Here is a 14,935-nt window from a genome sequence, read left to right on the forward strand (position 1 = left end):
TATCTCGCACGCCAGCACGTTCACGTACCCCGACCGGTATTCACCGGTACTCATCGGTACTCGACGAGGAGGCCACCCCATGAAGACGTCCACCGCGGCACAGCAGCCCAACGCGGCACCGCACACCGGCATAGGCCCGGTCCCGCCCGGGTTCGAGGTGATGCTCCCGCCCACGTTCGACTCCGTGGCCGAGGAGCGGCTGCACCGCAAGCAGGAACTCGCCGCCGCCTTCCGCCTGTTCGGCATGTTGGGGTTCTCCGAAGGCGTGGCCGGACACATCACCGCGCGCGACCCGGAGAACCCCGAGTGGTTCTGGGTGAATCCCTTCGGGATGAGCTTCCGTCAGATCAAGGTCTCCGACCTCGTCCTGGTCGACCACGCCGGCGCCGTCGTAGAGGGCCGGCGCCCCGTCAACCGTGCCGCCTTCTGCATCCACTCCGAGGTCCACAGGGCACGCCCGGACGTCGTCGCCGCCGCCCACGCCCACTCCATCCACGGCAAGGCGTTCTCCACGCTGCGCCGCCGCCTCGACCCGCTCACCCAGGACGCCTGCGCCTTCTTCGAGGACCACGGGCTCTACGAGGACTTCCGCGGCGTCGTCAACGACACGGAGGAGGGCCGCAGGATCGGCGCGGCGCTCGGCCCGCACAAGGCCGTGGTCCTCGCCAACCACGGCCTGCTGACCGTCGGACAGAGCGTGGCCGAGGCGGCCTGGTGGTTCATCACGATGGAACGCTCCTGCCAGGCACAGCTGTTGGCGATGGCGGCCGGCACCCCGTACTCCATCGACCGCGAGACCGCCCTCCAGGTGCGGGAGCAGACCGGCAGCCCGCTGTCGGGCTGGTTCCAGCTGCGCCCGCTGTGGGACCAGATCACCGAGGAGCAGCCGGACCTGTTCGACTGACGGCCGGGGCGGCCGGCTCACCTCCCGAGAGGACCACCGCGTGCGCTTCCTCCGTACCTCTTCCGATCCAGTGCATCCCACGACGAAGCCCAGGATGAGCGGGCTCGTCAGGACCACGGTGACGCTGCTGTTCGCCGCCTGGTTCATCGATTACGTCGACCGGCTCGCCATCGCCACCGTGCTCCCGGTCATCGGCAAGGAGTTCTCCCTCGACCTCCGGCAACAGGGGCTCGTCGTCTCGGTCTTCTTCGTCGCCTACGCCGCTTTCCAGATACCGGGCGGCATGTTGGCCGACCGGTTCGGCGCGAAGCGGGTGACCTGCTGGGCGCTGCTCGCCTGGTCGCTGTGTACCGCGCTCACCGGACTCGCCTGGTCCTTCGCCGCCCTACTCCTCATCCGTCTCGTGTTCGGGGCGGCCGAGGGGGTCTTCCCCGCCGCGGCCACCAAGGCACTGGTCGAGCGGACCACGGTCGCCGAACGGATGGGCGCGCAGGGGACGATCATGAGCTCGAACGCCCTCGCCGCGGTCGCCGCACCGCTCGCCGTGCCTCCGCTGGCCGCCGCGTTCGGCTGGCGCTGGGCCTTCTTCGCGGCGGCCGGCCTGGGCGTCCTCGTCCATTTCGCCGTACGGGCCCGGCTGCCCGCCGTCCAAGCAGCCGTACGGGTCCGGCTGCCCGCGCCCCGGGCCCACGGCCTGGAGAGCGCGGCGGGAGACGCGGTCCGGATGCGGGACGTCCTGCGGATGGGCGTGCTGTGGCGCTTCTCGCTGATGCTCTTCGGGTACGCCACAGTCGTCTGGGGCCTGAGCACCTGGATCCCGTCCTATCTGACCAGCGAGCGCGGTCTGTCCCTCACCTCCGCCGGCGTCCTCGTGGCGCTGCCCTCGCTCGGGACGGCCGTCGCCACCTGGCTGGGCGGACGGTTGTCCGACCGGATGGAGGGGCACCACCGCAGGGTGATCGTTCCCGCCATGACCGTCGCGGCGGTCGCGCTGTGCCTGATGGCGCTCTCGCCGAGCCTGGCGGGTGCCATCGCCTGCGGCACGGTCGCCGTGTTCGCGGTCTCGCTCTGCTACATGCCGATCTTCGCGGTGCCGCTGCGCGGTCTGCCGCCGGAGCTCGTCGGGGTCGGCAGCTCCGTCGTCGTCATCGGCGGGCAGTTCGCCGGTATGGCGGTCCCGCCTCTCCTCGGCGCCATCGCCGAAGCAGCCTCTTTCGAAGTCGCCTTCGCCGTACTCGCCCTCGGCCCGGTCCTCACCATCGTGATGGCCCTGCTCACACCGCAGGACACGCACGGCTTCACCGCTGCCCTGCGCCGCACCGCCCCGCCCGCCCTGTCCGTCCGTATCGCCAAGGAGCCCTCATGACGACCGCACCGCCCGGCGCCCTCCTGGCCGGCCTGGACCGGCAACTGCCGGATCTGACCGCCTTGTACCGCGACCTGCACGCCCAACCTGAGCTGTCCCACCAGGAGTTCCGCACCGCGGGCGTCGTCGCCGCCCGGCTGCGTGCCCAGGGCTGGCAGGTCACCGAGGGCGTCGGCGGCACCGGCGTGGTCGGCGTGCTGACCAACGGGGAGGGGCCCGTGGTGCTGTTGCGCGCCGACATGGACGCGCTGCCCGTACGGGAGGAGACCGGTCTGCCCTACGCCTCCACGGTGACCGGCATCGACCCGGACGGCAACGAGGTGCCCGTCATGCACGCCTGCGGGCACGACCTGCATGTGACCTGCCTGTTGGGAGCCTGCGGGCAGCTCGCCGGCCACCGCCGGGCGTGGCGGGGCACGGTCGTGGCCGTCTTCCAGCCGGCCGAGGAGGACTGCGGGGCGCCGGCGATGGTCGCGGACGGGTTCCTCGACCGTTTCCCGCGCCCGGACGTCTGCCTGGCCCAGCACGCGGCGCCCGCGCCGGTGGGGCTGGTCGGTACCCGGCCCGGCACGGTAATGGCCGCGTCGGACGCGCTGGCCGTCCGGCTGTTCGGCAGGGGCGGGCACGGATCGACCCCGGCGGCCACCGTCGACCCCGTCGTCATGGCTTCCGCGGTCGTGATGCGACTGCAGACCGTCGTCGCCCGCGAGATGCCGGCGGACCAACTGGCCGTCCTCACCGTGGGATCGATCCACGCGGGCACCCGGGAGAACGTCATTCCCGACACCGCCGATCTCAGGATCAGCGTCAGGAGCACTACCCCGGCCGTACGGGACCGCCTCCTCTCGGCGATCGGGCGGATCGTCCGCGCCGAAGCCACCGCGTCGGGCGCTCCGAAGGAACCCGAGATCACCGCTCTCGCCGAATTCCCCGTGACCGTCAACGATCCGGAGGCCACCGAGACCGTGCTGCGTGCGTTCCGCGCCACGCTCGGGTCCCCGAGCGTGGTCGCACTGGACCAGCCCCTCACCGGCAGCGAGGATTTCGGGGCCTTCGGTGCGGCGCTCGGCGCGCCATCGGTGTACTGGATCTTCGGCGCTCTCGACCCAGCGGCGTTCGGCGACGCCGACCTCCCGGCCGACGGGGTCCCCGCGGAGATACCGCACAACCACTCCCCGCGGTTCGCCCCGGTCCCCGACCCGGCCATCGGCCTCGGCATACGCCATCTGCTCACCGCCGCGACGCCCTGGCTCGCCCCCGGCGTCCACCCGGTACCCCAGCCCCGCGCGGCGGAACAGGAGACAGGCCCGTGTCCGGCACCCCGGAACTGATCCTCACCGGAGGCCTCTCCTCTAGGGCCCGGACATCGCGGCCCGCTGGACGGCCGCCCGGTCGGCGACGGACGCCGGCCACCGGGTCTCCCTCCACAACGACGGCGTCTGCTCACCCACCGACCCGCTCTCGGGTGTCGCCACGGCGATCTCCCGCCGGGCCCACCCCAGCGGCCCCGTACACGGCCCCGCCGAACGCCTCACCCTCGACGAGGCGCTGTGCGCCGTCACCGTCCACCCCGCGTGGCAGCTCCATCCGGAGCACGAGATCGGCATGCTCCGCACTGGTATGCGCGCCGATCTCACCGTCCTGACCACGGATCCGCGCCGGGTGAGCCCGGACGCCTTCCGCGCCGAGGTCCGCGTAACGGCCACCTACCTCGGCGGCCGCCCGACCCACACCCCCGAGAGGTAACACCCATGACCAACCCCGCAGTACCGCAGGGACCGTTCGGCGACTACCAGAACGAGATCTACCTCCACGGCCTGTCCGGCGCCCTGCCCCGGTACCCCATGACGTTCGCAGAGCTGGAGGAGCGGGCCCAGCACGCCATGCCGCCCTCCGTATGGTCGTACGTGGCCGGGGGCGCGGGCGACGAGCGGACGCAGCGGGCCAACCGTGAGGCGTTCGCGGGCTGGGGGCTTCTCCCGCGCATGCTCGTCGGCGCCGACGAGCGGGACCTGACCGTCGAGCTCTTCGGCCGGACGCTGCCCTCGCCCCTCTTCCTGGCGCCTGTCGGGGTGCTGGGCATCTGCACCCCGGACGGACACGGCGACCTGGCCACCGCCCGCGCCGCGGCCCGCACCGGTGTACCCATGATCGCCTCCACGCTCTCCGCCGACCCGATGGAGACAGTCGCGGCCGAACTCGGCACGACGCCCGGTTTCTTCCAGCTCTACACCCCCACCGACCGGGCCCTCGCCGAAAGCCTCGTCCACCGCGCGGAGAAGGCCGGCTATGCCGGGATCGTCATCACCCTCGACACCTGGGTCGCCGGCTGGCGCCCGCGCGACCTGGCCACCGCCAACTTCCCCCAGCTGCGCGGCCACTGCCTGGCCAACTACACCTGTGACCCCGCTTTCCGCGCCCTGCTGGCCCCGGGCCGGCGGGACGACCCCAACGAGACGGCACTCACCTGGGCCCGCGTCTTCGGCAACCCGCTCACCTGGGACGACCTGCCCTGGCTGCGCTCCCTCACCACGCTGCCGCTGATCCTCAAGGGCCTGTGTCACCCCGAGGACGTCCGGCGCGCGAAGGATCTGGGCGTGGACGGCGTGTACTGCTCCAACCACGGCGGCCGCCAGGCGAACGGCGGTCTGCCGGCGCTCGACGTCCTGCCCGAGGCGGTGGAGGCAGCCGAAGGGCTCCCGGTCCTCTTCGACTCCGGTGTGTGTTCGGGCGCGGACGTCGTCAAGGCCCTCGCGCTGGGGGCCACGGCGGTCGGTATCGGCCGCCCCTACACGTACGGCCTGGCCCTCGGCGGCGCCGACGGTGTTGTCCACGTCCTGCGCTCGCTGCTCGCCGAGGCCGACCTGATCATGGCCGTGGACGGTTACCCGCGGCTCGCCGACCTGACGCCCGGCGCCTTGCGGCGCGTCCGCCCCGCACCCTAGTGCCGCGGCCGGGGGCGGTCTCCGTCAGGGACATGACCGGGTGAGATGCTGCTGACCGGCGGCAGGCGCGACACGGGAGGAAATACCTTGAGGATCGCGACAGCGACCACGGTGCCGGAAGGTGCGGTCGTTCACTTCGGGAGGCAGGTATGACCTCTCGGACCTACCTTTCCGGACTGTTCTCCCTGGACGGCCTGGTGGCCGTCGTGACCGGTGGGAGTTCCGGCATCGGCCGGAGCATCGCGGGGGCACTCTGCCGGGCCGGTGCGAGCGTCGTCATCGTGGCGCGCAGGGAGGCCGAACTGGCCGCCACCGTCGGTGAACTGACGGCCGACGGCTGCCGGGCCGCGTGGGTGAGCGCCGACCTGAGCACCCGCGAAGCCGTGCGCGCGGGCGCCGAGAAGGCAGTCGAAGCGTTCGGCGAGCCGGACATCCTCGTCAACTGCGCCGGGGTCAACCTGCGCCCGCCGATGGGTGAGTTGGACGACGAGGTGTGGGACACCACGATGGCCGTGAACCTGGAGGCGCCCTACCTGCTGGGGCAGCGGTTCGGCCCCGGCATGGCCGAGCGTGGCTTCGGGCGGATCATCCACGTCACCTCGCAGCAAGCACACCGGGCCTTCGTCCAGAGCGGCGCTTACGGGGTGTCGAAGGGGGCGCTGGAGTCCCTGGCCCGTTCGCAGGCCGAGGCGTGGTCTCCGCACGGTGTCACCTGCAACACGCTCGTGCCCGGTTTCGTGATGACACCGCTCAACGAGCGGCTGTCGTCCGACCCGGCGAAAACAGCCGAACTGGCCGCACGCACGATGGTCGGACGCAACGGGCTGGCCGAGGACTTCGAGGGCGCGGCGGTGTTCCTGGCCGGCCGCACCTCCGCGTACGTCACAGGTCAGGCGATCTTCGTGGACGGCGGGCTCTCCGTTCACTGAGCAGTGGGGCGCTCACCGAGCCGGCGCGGTGGGGACGCGCGCCGGCTCAGTGAGCAGCTGCTCATCGAGTGCCGCCACCCACTCGTACCACCGGTCCATCCCCTCGCCCGTCGTCGCGGACACCGTCAGCACCCGTACGTCCGGGTTGACGGAACGCGCGTACGCCTCGCACCGGGCCACGTCGAAGTCCACGTAAGGCAGCAGATCGGCCTTGTTGATGAGGATCAGGTCGGCAGCGCCGAACATATAGGGGTACTTGAGCGGCTTGTCGGTGCCCTCTGTGACCGAGATGATGACGACCCTGCTGCTCTCCCCCAGGTCGAAGAGGGCCGGGCACACCAGGTTCCCCACGTTCTCCACGAGGACCAGCGCTCCCCTTCCGGGTGCGAGGGCCGTGAGAGCGCCCTGCATCATCCCGGCGTCGAGGTGGCAGCCTGCGCCGGTGTTCACCTGCACCACCGCGCATCCGGCGCGCTTGATGCGGTCGGCGTCGAGCATGGTCTCCTGGTCGCCCTCGACCACGGCCACCGGACGCAGTCCGGAGAAGTCCCTGATGGTGCGCTCCAGCAGGGTGGTCTTGCCCGCGCCCGGTGAGCTCATCAGGTTCACCGCCACGATGCGCCGCTCGGCGAGCCAGGCGCGGTTGCGCTCCGCCTGGAGCTCGTTCTTGGCGAGCACCCGCTGCTCAAGGGTGACGGTCTCGCCGGTGTCCTGGGCATCCTCGTGTCCGTGATGGCCCGAGCTCTGATCGTGCCCGTGGGTGTGGTCATGGCTGTGGTGCGGGCGGCCGGTTGCCCCTGTGTGGTCCTCGTGGGGCAGGGAAATCCGCGTACCGCCGCCCTCGGCGCCGCAACCGCAGGTACCGCACATGGGTCAGCCCACTTTCATCGAGATGATCTGCAGTTCACGCCCCGACGTGATCTCCACATCGGCGCTGCCGCACGGACAGAGCAGTACGGGGTCGGGCAGGGCGAAGTCCTGTTCGCAGGTACGGCAGCGCGCCGCTCCGGGCGGCTGGTCGATCTCCAGTCGCGCGCCCTCGGCCACCGTGCCCGCCGTGATCAGGTCGAAGCAGAACCGCATCGACTCGGCCACGACTGCCGTGAGCACACCGACCCGCACACTGACCGTGCGGACCGGTCTGCCTTCGGCGCGTTCGCAGACCATGTCGACGACGCTCTGCGTGATCGATAATTCATGCATCTCTGCCTCGTTCCCGCATCGGTGGCACGACCGTAGGACCTGAATCCCGGGCGCGCCTCTTACGGTTGGTTCGGTCGGCCCTTTTCCGCTTCCCGGTTCATTCGGGCGGCGCAATCCGGCCCCGGCCGCGGGGAGAAAGGGCCGCCGGTTCTGTCCTGCCGGTTCGCATTCGGGGTTCACACCGCCGAATGACACGGCCCGGGGGTGCCATACGGACTTCTTCTCGCGTTGACAGGGCGCGTGCACCGGGCCTAGATGGTAGCAATGTGAGCGAAAACATACTCGTGAGCCAGGCGCCCCTGTCCAGCGCTTTCTGGAAATGGGAACGCCGGCCCCGGAAGGCGGCAGCGCTATGCCGACAGAAGCAGCGGTAAAGGCAGAAGAGACGCTGATCCATGTTCTCTGGATCAATGCGGGACTCAGTTGTGACGGCGATTCCGTGGCGCTGACGGCGGCCACACAGCCCAGCATCGAGGAGATCGCGCTCGGCGCCCTGCCCGGCCTTCCCCAGGTCGCGGTGCACTGGCCGCTGATCGACTTCGAGTGCGGGCCGAACGGTGGGGCCGACGACTTCCTTGAGTGGTTCTTCAAGGCCGACCGAGGAGAGCTGGAGCCGTTCGTCCTGGTCGTGGAGGGGTCGATCCCCAACGAGCAGTTGCACGACGAGGGCTACTGGTGCGGCTTCGGCAACAACCCCGCCACCGGACAGCCGATGACCACCAGCGAGTGGATCGACCGGCTGGCGCCGAAGGCCACCGCGATCGTCGCGGCCGGGACATGCGCGACCTACGGCGGTATCCATGCCATGTCGGGCAACCCGACGGGCGCGATGGGGGTGCCCGACTACCTGGGCTGGGACTGGAAGTCCAAGGCGGGAATTCCGATCGTGTGCGTCCCCGGCTGCCCGATCCAGCCGGACAACCTGTCCGAGACACTGACCTATCTGCTCTACATGGCCACGGACCAGGCCCCGATGATTCCGCTCGATGACGCGCTGCGCCCTACATGGCTCTTCGGACAGACGGTCCACGAGGGGTGCGACAGGGCCGGCTACTACGAGCAGGGCGATTTCGCCACCGAATACGGATCGCCGAAGTGCATTGTCAAACTCGGCTGCTGGGGGCCCGCGGTCAAGTGCAATGTGCCGAAGCGCGGCTGGATGAACGGTATCGGCGGCTGCCCCAACGTCGGCGGAATCTGCATCGGCTGCACCATGCCCGGATTCCCGGACAAGTTCATGCCGTTCATGGATGAGCCGCCCGGCGGGAAACTCTCGTCGAACGCGGTCGGACTGTACGGCGCGACCATGCGCCGGCTGCGCCACATGACCACTCACACGCTGGACCAGGAGCCGAAGTGGCGCAGGCCCGGCAGGACTCTCACGACCGGTGCCACCCGCAGCTGGTAACCGACCGCAACGGACAGAAAGATGAGGCGGCGCAATGACCGCGACGCAACGCAGGGGTGGCAGCGGGAAGCAGGGCAAGGACGGCCTTGTCGAGATGGCGTGGGATCCCATCACCCGCATCGTGGGCAGCCTGGGCATCTACACGAAGATCGATTTCAAGCAGAAGGTGGTGGCCGAGTGCCACAGCACCAGCTCCATCTTCCGCGGCTACTCGGTCTTCATGAAGGGCAAGGACCCGCGCGACGCGCACTTCATCACCAGCCGCATCTGCGGTATCTGCGGAGACAACCACGCCACGTGTTCCTGCTACGCGCAGAACATGGCGTACGGGGTGAAGCCGCCGCACATCGGTGAGTGGATCGTCAACCTCGGCGAGGCCGCGGAGTACATGTTCGACCACAACATCTTCCAGGAGAACCTGGTCGGGGTCGACTACTGCGAGAAGATGGTCGCGGAGACCAACCCGGGCGTGCTGGAGCAGGCCAACCGCACCCCGTCACCGCACGCCGAGGCACACGGGTACAAGACCATCGGCGACATCATGCGCTCGCTGAACCCCTTCACCGGTGAGTTCTACCGGGAGGCGCTCCAGGTCAGCCGGATGACCCGGGAGATGTTCTGCCTCATGGAGGGCAGGCACGTCCACCCCTCCACGCTCTACCCGGGCGGCGTGGGCACCGTGGCGACCGTGCAGCTGATGACGGACTACATCACCCGGCTGCAGCGCTACGTCGAGTTCATGAAGAAGGTCGTGCCGATGCACGACGATCTCTTCGACTTCTTCTACGAGGCGCTGCCCGGCTACGAGCAGGTCGGCAACCGGCGCATCCTGCTGGGCTGCTGGGGCTCGTTCCAGGACCCGGAGCACTGCAACTTCAAGTACCAGGACATGACCGAGTGGGGACGGAAGATGTACGTCACCCCCGGTGTGGTCGTGGACGGGAAGCTGGTCACCACCGACCTGGTGAAGATCAACCTGGGCATCCGGATCCTCCTCGGCTCGTCGTACTACGGCGACTGGGAGGAGCAGGAGATGTTCGTGACCCACGACCCGCTCGGCAACCCCGTGGACCGCAGGCACCCGTGGAACCAGCACACCAACCCGCAGCCGCAGAAGCGGGATCTGGACGACAAGTACAGCTGGGTGATGTCGCCGCGCTGGTTCGACGGCAAGGACTACCTCGCGCTCGACACCGGCGGCGGCCCGCTGGCCCGGCTGTGGACCACCGCGCTGGCCGGGCTCGTCGACATCGGGTACATCCAGTCCACCGGCAACAGCGTCAAGATCAATCTCCCGAAGACCGCACTCAAGGGCCCGGTGGAGCTGGAGTGGCACGTCCCGAAGTGGAGCAACACGATCGAGCGCAACCGGGCGCGCACCTACTTCCAGGCGTACGCGGCGGCCTGCGCGCTGCACTTCGCGGAGAAGGCGCTGGTGGAGATCCGCGCGGGCCGGACGAAGACCTGGGAGAAGTTCGAGGTACCGGATGAGGGCGTCGGCTGCGGCTTCACCGAGGCGGTGCGCGGTGTGCTCTCGCACCACATGGTGATCCGGGACGGCAAGATCGCCAACTACCACCCGTACCCGCCGACCCCCTGGAACGCGAGCCCCCGCGACAACTTCGGTACGCCGGGGCCGTACGAGGACGCGGTGCAGGGACAGCCGATCTTCGAGGAGAACGACCGGGAGCACTTCAAGGGGATCGACATCATGCGCACGGTGCGCAGCTTCGACCCCTGTCTGCCCTGCGGCGTGCACATGTATCTCGGCGAGGGCAAGAAGCTGGAACTGCTGCACTCCCCCACCCAGTCGGCGGGCAGCGAGTGATGGCGCAGGAGACCGTGTCCGCACAGCAGACCGCGTCCGGGCCCGCCGACTGGCGGGCGGCCGGCGACCGTATCGACACACTGATCGCCGCCAGCGCGGCGGGCGGCGCCGTCGCCCGCGAGCGGAGCGAGGAACTGGTCCGGCTCGTCACGGACTTCTACGGCGCCGGTCTGGAGCGGCTGCTCGACCTGGTGCACGAGCAAGGCCGGCTGGACGACGAGGTACTGGCGGCCCTGGCGGCCGACGACCTGGTGGCCAGCCTGCTGCTGGTGCACGGGCTGCACCCGTACGGCGTGGAGACCCGGGTCGAGGAGGCGCTGGAGAGCGTCCGGCCGTATCTCGGTTCGCACGGCGGCGATGTGGAGCTGCTGGGCGTCACGGATGACGGCGTCGTGAGGCTCCGGCTGCTCGGCAGCTGCGACGGGTGCCCCTCGTCGTCGGCCACGCTCAAGCTGGCCGTGCGCAGCGCGGTCGAGGCCGCGGCCCCGGAGATCACCGGGATCGAGGTGGAGGCGGCAGCGGACGGTACGGGCGAACCCGGGCCGCTGGTCACGGTGGACTCGCTGTTCTCCCGGCTCCACGAGGCGGCTTCGGCTCCGGGCGACGGAGGTTCGTCCTGGGAGGCCGTGCCGGGGCTCGACGCCCTGGAACCCGGTGGCGTACGGCACTTCAGCGCGGGCACGATCCCGGTGCTTGCCTGCCGGATCGGCTCCGACCTGTTCGCCTTCCGTGACTGGTGCGCGCGGTGCGACCGGTCCCTGGAGGGCGCGGCGTTGGCCCGCCGGCTGGGCGGCGCGTCCGGTGACGGTGTGCTGCGGTGCCCCGGCTGCCGTGCGCACTACGACGTACGACGGGCCGGTGCCTGTCTCGACGAGGACGGGCTGCACCTGGACCCGCTGCCGCTGCTTGTGGACGGCCCGACGGTCTCCGTCGCGGTGCCCGCCCCGGTCTCCGCGTGAGCGCCCCGGGCCGTACGGCGACCCCGGTGTCCGCGCTGCGGCGGATCACCCGCAACCGCCCGCAGCCGGCGGCTGGTGAACGCTGCGAGATGTGCGCCGAGCCGGTCGTCCCCGAGCACCCGCACGTGGTGAACCTGGAGAGCCGCGCGCTGATGTGCAGCTGCCGTGCCTGCTATCTCCTCTTCACCGATGAGGACGCGCAGCTGCGCTACCGGGCGGTGCCGGAACGGTATCTCCGCTTCGACGGGGAGCCGCTGGACGCACGGGCCTGGGACGAACTCCAGATCCCCGTGGGCCTGGCGTTCCTCTTCCGCAACTCGGTGCAGGACCGCACGGTCGCGTTCTACCCCGGGCCCGCGGGCGCCACCGAGTCCGAACTCCCGCTGGACGCCTGGGACTCCGTCGTCCGCTCGGCGCCCGCGCTCGCGGTGCTGCGTCCCGACGTGGAAGCGCTGCTGGTCCGCCGCCCCGGCACCGGGGACGGCTCATGCCATCTGGTCCCCATCGACGCCTGTTACGAGCTGGTCGGCCAGCTGCGGACGCTGTGGCGCGGCTTCGACGGCGGCCGTGAGGCGCACGCGGCGATGGACGCCTTCTTCACGCAGGTACGGGAGCGCAGCAGGACCGTCCCGGCGGAGGGGATCTCGTGAGCGGCACGGACTTCTCCTTACTGGACTTCTCGGTGCTCGACGTGGTGGCCGAACCGTACTCGGCGGCGCCCCAGTTGACGGCCCGGCTGCGGATCGAGGAGAGCAGCGGCGAGCGGATCCACGCGATCGTCCTGCAGTGCCAGGTCCGTATCGAACCGCAGCGCCGCTCGTACGACGCGGCCGAGGAGGAGGGGTTGCGCGGGCTGTTCGGGGAGCGGTCCCGGTGGGCGGACACCCTGCGGCCGTTCCTCTGGATGCAGTGCAACACCACGGTCCAGGGGTTCACCGGCGCCACCGAGGTCGACCTCGCGCTGCCCTGCACCTATGACTTCGACGTGACCGGCTCGCGGTATCTCCACGCACTCGGGGAAGGCGCGGTGCCGCTCACGCTGCTCTTCTCGGGCACCGTCTTCACCAAGGGCAGCGCCGGTTTCGGCGTACGGCAGGTGCCCTGGGACTGCGAAGCCCGTCATCCGATGCCCGTCGCGGTGTGGCGGGAGATGATCGCCGCCCACTTCCCGAACGCGGGGTGGATCAGGCTCGACCACGACGTCATCACCGAGTTCGCCGGCTTCCGCGCACAGCGCGGGCTGATCAGCTGGGAAGAGACGGTCCACACCCTGCTGGCCGAGACCGGAGAGGTGGTCCCGTGACCCCCGTGAACGCCCTGAGCCTGGACCACGTCCGTACGGTCGCCGACGCGGTGCTGTACGAGGGGTACCTGCTGTACCCGTACCGGGCCAGCTCCCACAAGAACCGGTCCCGCTGGCAGTTCGGGGTACTGGGGCCGCCGTCCGCGGCGCCCGCCTGCTTCGGCGAGGAGCCGGACATGGCGATGCAGTGCCTGCTGGCCCCGGACGGGTCCCCCGCCGCCGTCACGGTTCATCTGCGCTTCCTCCAGGTGCAGATGCGGGAGGTGCAGCGGCGCGAGGCGGACGGCGGCCACACTCCGGTCACCGGACTGAACGTGGACGGCGTCCAGTTGCTGAGCTGGGAGGAGGCGGTCGAGCAGGAGATCGTGCTGCCCGGGCTCTCCCTCGCGCAGCCGGCCGATGTGCGGCGCACGGTGCCCGGCGGCGAAGACGTGGAGCAGCTGACGGACGCGGACGGCGCACCGGTCGGCCGGATCGTACGGCGCCGGCTTCCGCTGGACGTCCGGATCCGGGTGGACGCCACCGCCGACGACGGTCTGCTGCGGCTGTCGCTCGCCGTGGCCAACGAGCACCCCGGGACGCCCGCATCCAAGGACGACGCGATCCGCAGCTCGCTGATCGGAGCGCATCTGATCCTGCGGGCGCACGGCGGCGAGTTCGTCTCGCTGCTCGAACCGCCGGAGCAGGCGGTGGCCGCCGCCGCCCGCTGCCGGCAGCGCAGGTGCTGGCCGGTCCTGGCCGGGGCCGAGGGCTCGGCTGACACCGTCCTGGGCGCGCCGATCATCCTCTACGACTACCCGGAGGTGGCCGAGCAGAGCCCGGGCGCCCTGTTCGACTCCACCGAGATCGACGAGATCCTGACCCTGCGGGTCATGACCATGACCGAGCAGGAGAAGGCGGAGGCGCGGGCCACCGACCCCCGGGCGAGGGAGATCATCGAACGCTGCGACGCCATGTCCGCCGCGGATCTCCAGCGGTTGCACGGGCTGCTGCGCGAACCGCACGCGGCAGCGGCCCCGGGCTCGCTGCCGCAGCTGAACGCCGACGTCCGGGACAGTGAGCCGCCCGCGTTCGACACCGGCGGCGCGCCCTGGTGGGACCCCGCTTCGGACGCGGCCGTCCGTCCGGCGTCCGACGCTGTGGTGATCGACGGCGTCAGCGTCTCGCAGGGCAGCCTGGTGCGGGTGCACCCCTCACGCCGGGCGGACGCCCAGGACCTGTTCTTCGACGGTCAGGTGGCGCGGGTGACCGCGGTGCTCTCGGATGTCGACGGCGGGACGCACGTCGCCCTGGTCCTCGTCGACGATCCGGCGGCGGACATGCACGACTGGTACGGCCGCTACTTCTATTTCGCCCCCGACGAGCTGGAGCCCCTGCCCGCCGGGACCCTCGAAACCCTCGAAAACCGAGAGGAGAGCCCATCGTGAAGACCCTTGGCGTGATCACCGCAGTCGCGGGCGCAGTCCTGGTGGCAGCCGCTGTTGCCGTGGGAGTCCAGTCGATCCCGGACATCCGCCGGTATCTGCGAATGCGTTCGATGTGAGCGCCGCGTCGGTCCCGGCGCCCGGCCCGGCAGCAGCCCGGGCGTGGCGCCGGTGACGGATCGCGTGCTGGTCGCCGGGGTCGGCAACCTCTTCCTGAGCGATGACGGATTCGGCCCCGAGGTGGTCCGGGCACTCGCCGGTGCGGACACACTGCCGCCCGGCGTCCGCGTCGTGGACTACGGAATCCGGGGCATGCACCTCGCGTACGACCTGCTGGACGGGTACGACGCGCTGGTGCTGGTCGACGCCTGCCCGGGCGGGGGGCCGCCCGGCGAGGTGACTGTACTCGAAGTGGGTCCGGACGACCTCGGTTCGGGTGAATTCGATGCACACGGTATGAATCCGGTCGCAGTACTGGCAAATCTGGAACAACTGGGCGGTACCCTTCCGTCCACCTACGTCGTGGGCTGCACCCCCGCCGACGTCGGTGAGGGCATCGGGCTCAGCCCCGCGGTACTCGCGGCGGTGCCCGCGGCCATCGAGGCCGTAGGGATTCTGCTGGGCCGGCTGCTGCCCGCCGGACCCGCCCCGACCAGGAGGTCCTGA

At 70.5% G+C, this 14,935-nt stretch carries 16 protein-coding genes; 14 read left to right on the forward strand and 2 right to left on the reverse strand.

Annotation, left to right across the window (positions count from 1 at the left end; all coding sequences use genetic code 11):
- Positions 1 to 79 precede the first annotated feature (79 nt).
- The 6 genes from OG452_RS06695 to OG452_RS06720 all read left to right on the forward strand — a co-directional run bounded on the left by OG452_RS06695 (position 80) and on the right by OG452_RS06720 (position 6,144).
- Entirely contained in the window at positions 80 to 904 is an 825-nt protein-coding gene (locus OG452_RS06695) for a class II aldolase/adducin family protein (protein ID WP_327294699.1), read from the forward strand.
- A 94-nt stretch (positions 905 to 998) separates the two neighbouring features.
- The gene (locus tag OG452_RS06700) at positions 999 to 2,270 is read left to right on the forward strand and encodes an MFS transporter (RefSeq protein WP_327294700.1); all 1,272 of its coding nucleotides are present in this window, start codon (positions 999 to 1,001) and stop codon (positions 2,268 to 2,270) included.
- Positions 2,267 to 3,601 carry an amidohydrolase gene (locus OG452_RS06705; RefSeq protein ID WP_327294701.1) on the forward strand — a complete coding sequence of 445 codons (1,335 nt, stop codon included), beginning with the start codon at positions 2,267 to 2,269 and terminating at the stop codon, positions 3,599 to 3,601. The genes OG452_RS06700 and OG452_RS06705 overlap by 4 nt, the downstream gene beginning before the upstream one ends.
- A gap of 34 nt (positions 3,602 to 3,635) precedes the next feature.
- The gene (locus OG452_RS06710; RefSeq protein ID WP_327299532.1) at positions 3,636 to 4,016 is read left to right on the forward strand and encodes an amidohydrolase family protein; all 381 of its coding nucleotides are present in this window, start codon (positions 3,636 to 3,638) and stop codon (positions 4,014 to 4,016) included.
- A 5-nt stretch (positions 4,017 to 4,021) separates the two neighbouring features.
- Positions 4,022 to 5,215, forward strand: coding sequence for an alpha-hydroxy-acid oxidizing protein (locus tag OG452_RS06715; protein WP_327294702.1), 1,194 nt, complete (start codon positions 4,022 to 4,024; stop codon positions 5,213 to 5,215).
- Positions 5,216 to 5,364: 149 nt separating this feature from the next.
- Positions 5,365 to 6,144, forward strand: coding sequence for an SDR family NAD(P)-dependent oxidoreductase (locus OG452_RS06720; protein WP_327294703.1), 780 nt, complete (start codon positions 5,365 to 5,367; stop codon positions 6,142 to 6,144).
- 12 nt (positions 6,145 to 6,156) lie between these two features.
- Here OG452_RS06720 and hypB read toward each other — a convergent pair whose 3' ends face one another.
- Positions 6,157 to 7,014, reverse strand: a complete 858-nt coding sequence (gene hypB / locus OG452_RS06725; protein WP_327294704.1) for a hydrogenase nickel incorporation protein HypB — start codon at positions 7,012 to 7,014, stop codon at positions 6,157 to 6,159.
- A gap of 3 nt (positions 7,015 to 7,017) precedes the next feature.
- Positions 7,018 to 7,347 (reverse strand): hydrogenase maturation nickel metallochaperone HypA/HybF, encoded by a 330-nt coding sequence (locus tag OG452_RS06730; protein WP_327294705.1) that lies wholly within the window; start codon positions 7,345 to 7,347, stop codon positions 7,018 to 7,020.
- 352 nt (positions 7,348 to 7,699) lie between these two features.
- On the opposite strand from OG452_RS06730, the gene OG452_RS06735 reads away from it, so the two are divergent.
- The 8 genes from OG452_RS06735 to OG452_RS06765 are packed head-to-tail and all read left to right on the forward strand — an operon-like array spanning position 7,700 to position 14,935.
- The gene (locus OG452_RS06735; RefSeq protein WP_327294706.1) at positions 7,700 to 8,755 is read left to right on the forward strand and encodes a hydrogenase expression protein HypE; all 1,056 of its coding nucleotides are present in this window, start codon (positions 7,700 to 7,702) and stop codon (positions 8,753 to 8,755) included.
- 34 nt (positions 8,756 to 8,789) lie between these two features.
- Positions 8,790 to 10,583, forward strand: a complete 1,794-nt coding sequence (locus OG452_RS06740) for a nickel-dependent hydrogenase large subunit (protein ID WP_327294707.1) — start codon at positions 8,790 to 8,792, stop codon at positions 10,581 to 10,583.
- Between the two features lie 14 nt (positions 10,584 to 10,597).
- Complete coding sequence (locus OG452_RS06745) at positions 10,598 to 11,542, forward strand: NifU family protein (protein WP_327294708.1); 945 nt, start codon at positions 10,598 to 10,600, stop codon at positions 11,540 to 11,542.
- The gene (locus tag OG452_RS06750; protein ID WP_327294709.1) at positions 11,539 to 12,192 is read left to right on the forward strand and encodes a DUF5947 family protein; all 654 of its coding nucleotides are present in this window, start codon (positions 11,539 to 11,541) and stop codon (positions 12,190 to 12,192) included. Before OG452_RS06745 ends, OG452_RS06750 begins: the two co-directional genes overlap by 4 nt.
- Positions 12,189 to 12,845, forward strand: coding sequence for a DUF6084 family protein (locus tag OG452_RS06755; protein WP_327294710.1), 657 nt, complete (start codon positions 12,189 to 12,191; stop codon positions 12,843 to 12,845). The genes OG452_RS06750 and OG452_RS06755 overlap by 4 nt, the downstream gene beginning before the upstream one ends.
- Positions 12,842 to 14,272, forward strand: coding sequence for a hypothetical protein (locus tag OG452_RS06760; RefSeq protein WP_327294711.1), 1,431 nt, complete (start codon positions 12,842 to 12,844; stop codon positions 14,270 to 14,272). The genes OG452_RS06755 and OG452_RS06760 overlap by 4 nt, the downstream gene beginning before the upstream one ends.
- Positions 14,269 to 14,388, forward strand: coding sequence for a DUF6893 family small protein (locus OG452_RS35355; RefSeq protein WP_371534969.1), 120 nt, complete (start codon positions 14,269 to 14,271; stop codon positions 14,386 to 14,388). Before OG452_RS06760 ends, OG452_RS35355 begins: the two co-directional genes overlap by 4 nt.
- A 52-nt stretch (positions 14,389 to 14,440) precedes the next feature.
- On the forward strand, positions 14,441 to 14,935 hold the full coding sequence (locus OG452_RS06765; RefSeq protein WP_327294712.1) for a hydrogenase maturation protease: 495 nt from the start codon (positions 14,441 to 14,443) through the stop codon (positions 14,933 to 14,935).

It is taken from the genome of Streptomyces sp. NBC_01197, from assembly GCF_036010505.1.
Classification (GTDB): Bacteria; Actinomycetota; Actinomycetes; order Streptomycetales; family Streptomycetaceae; genus Streptomyces.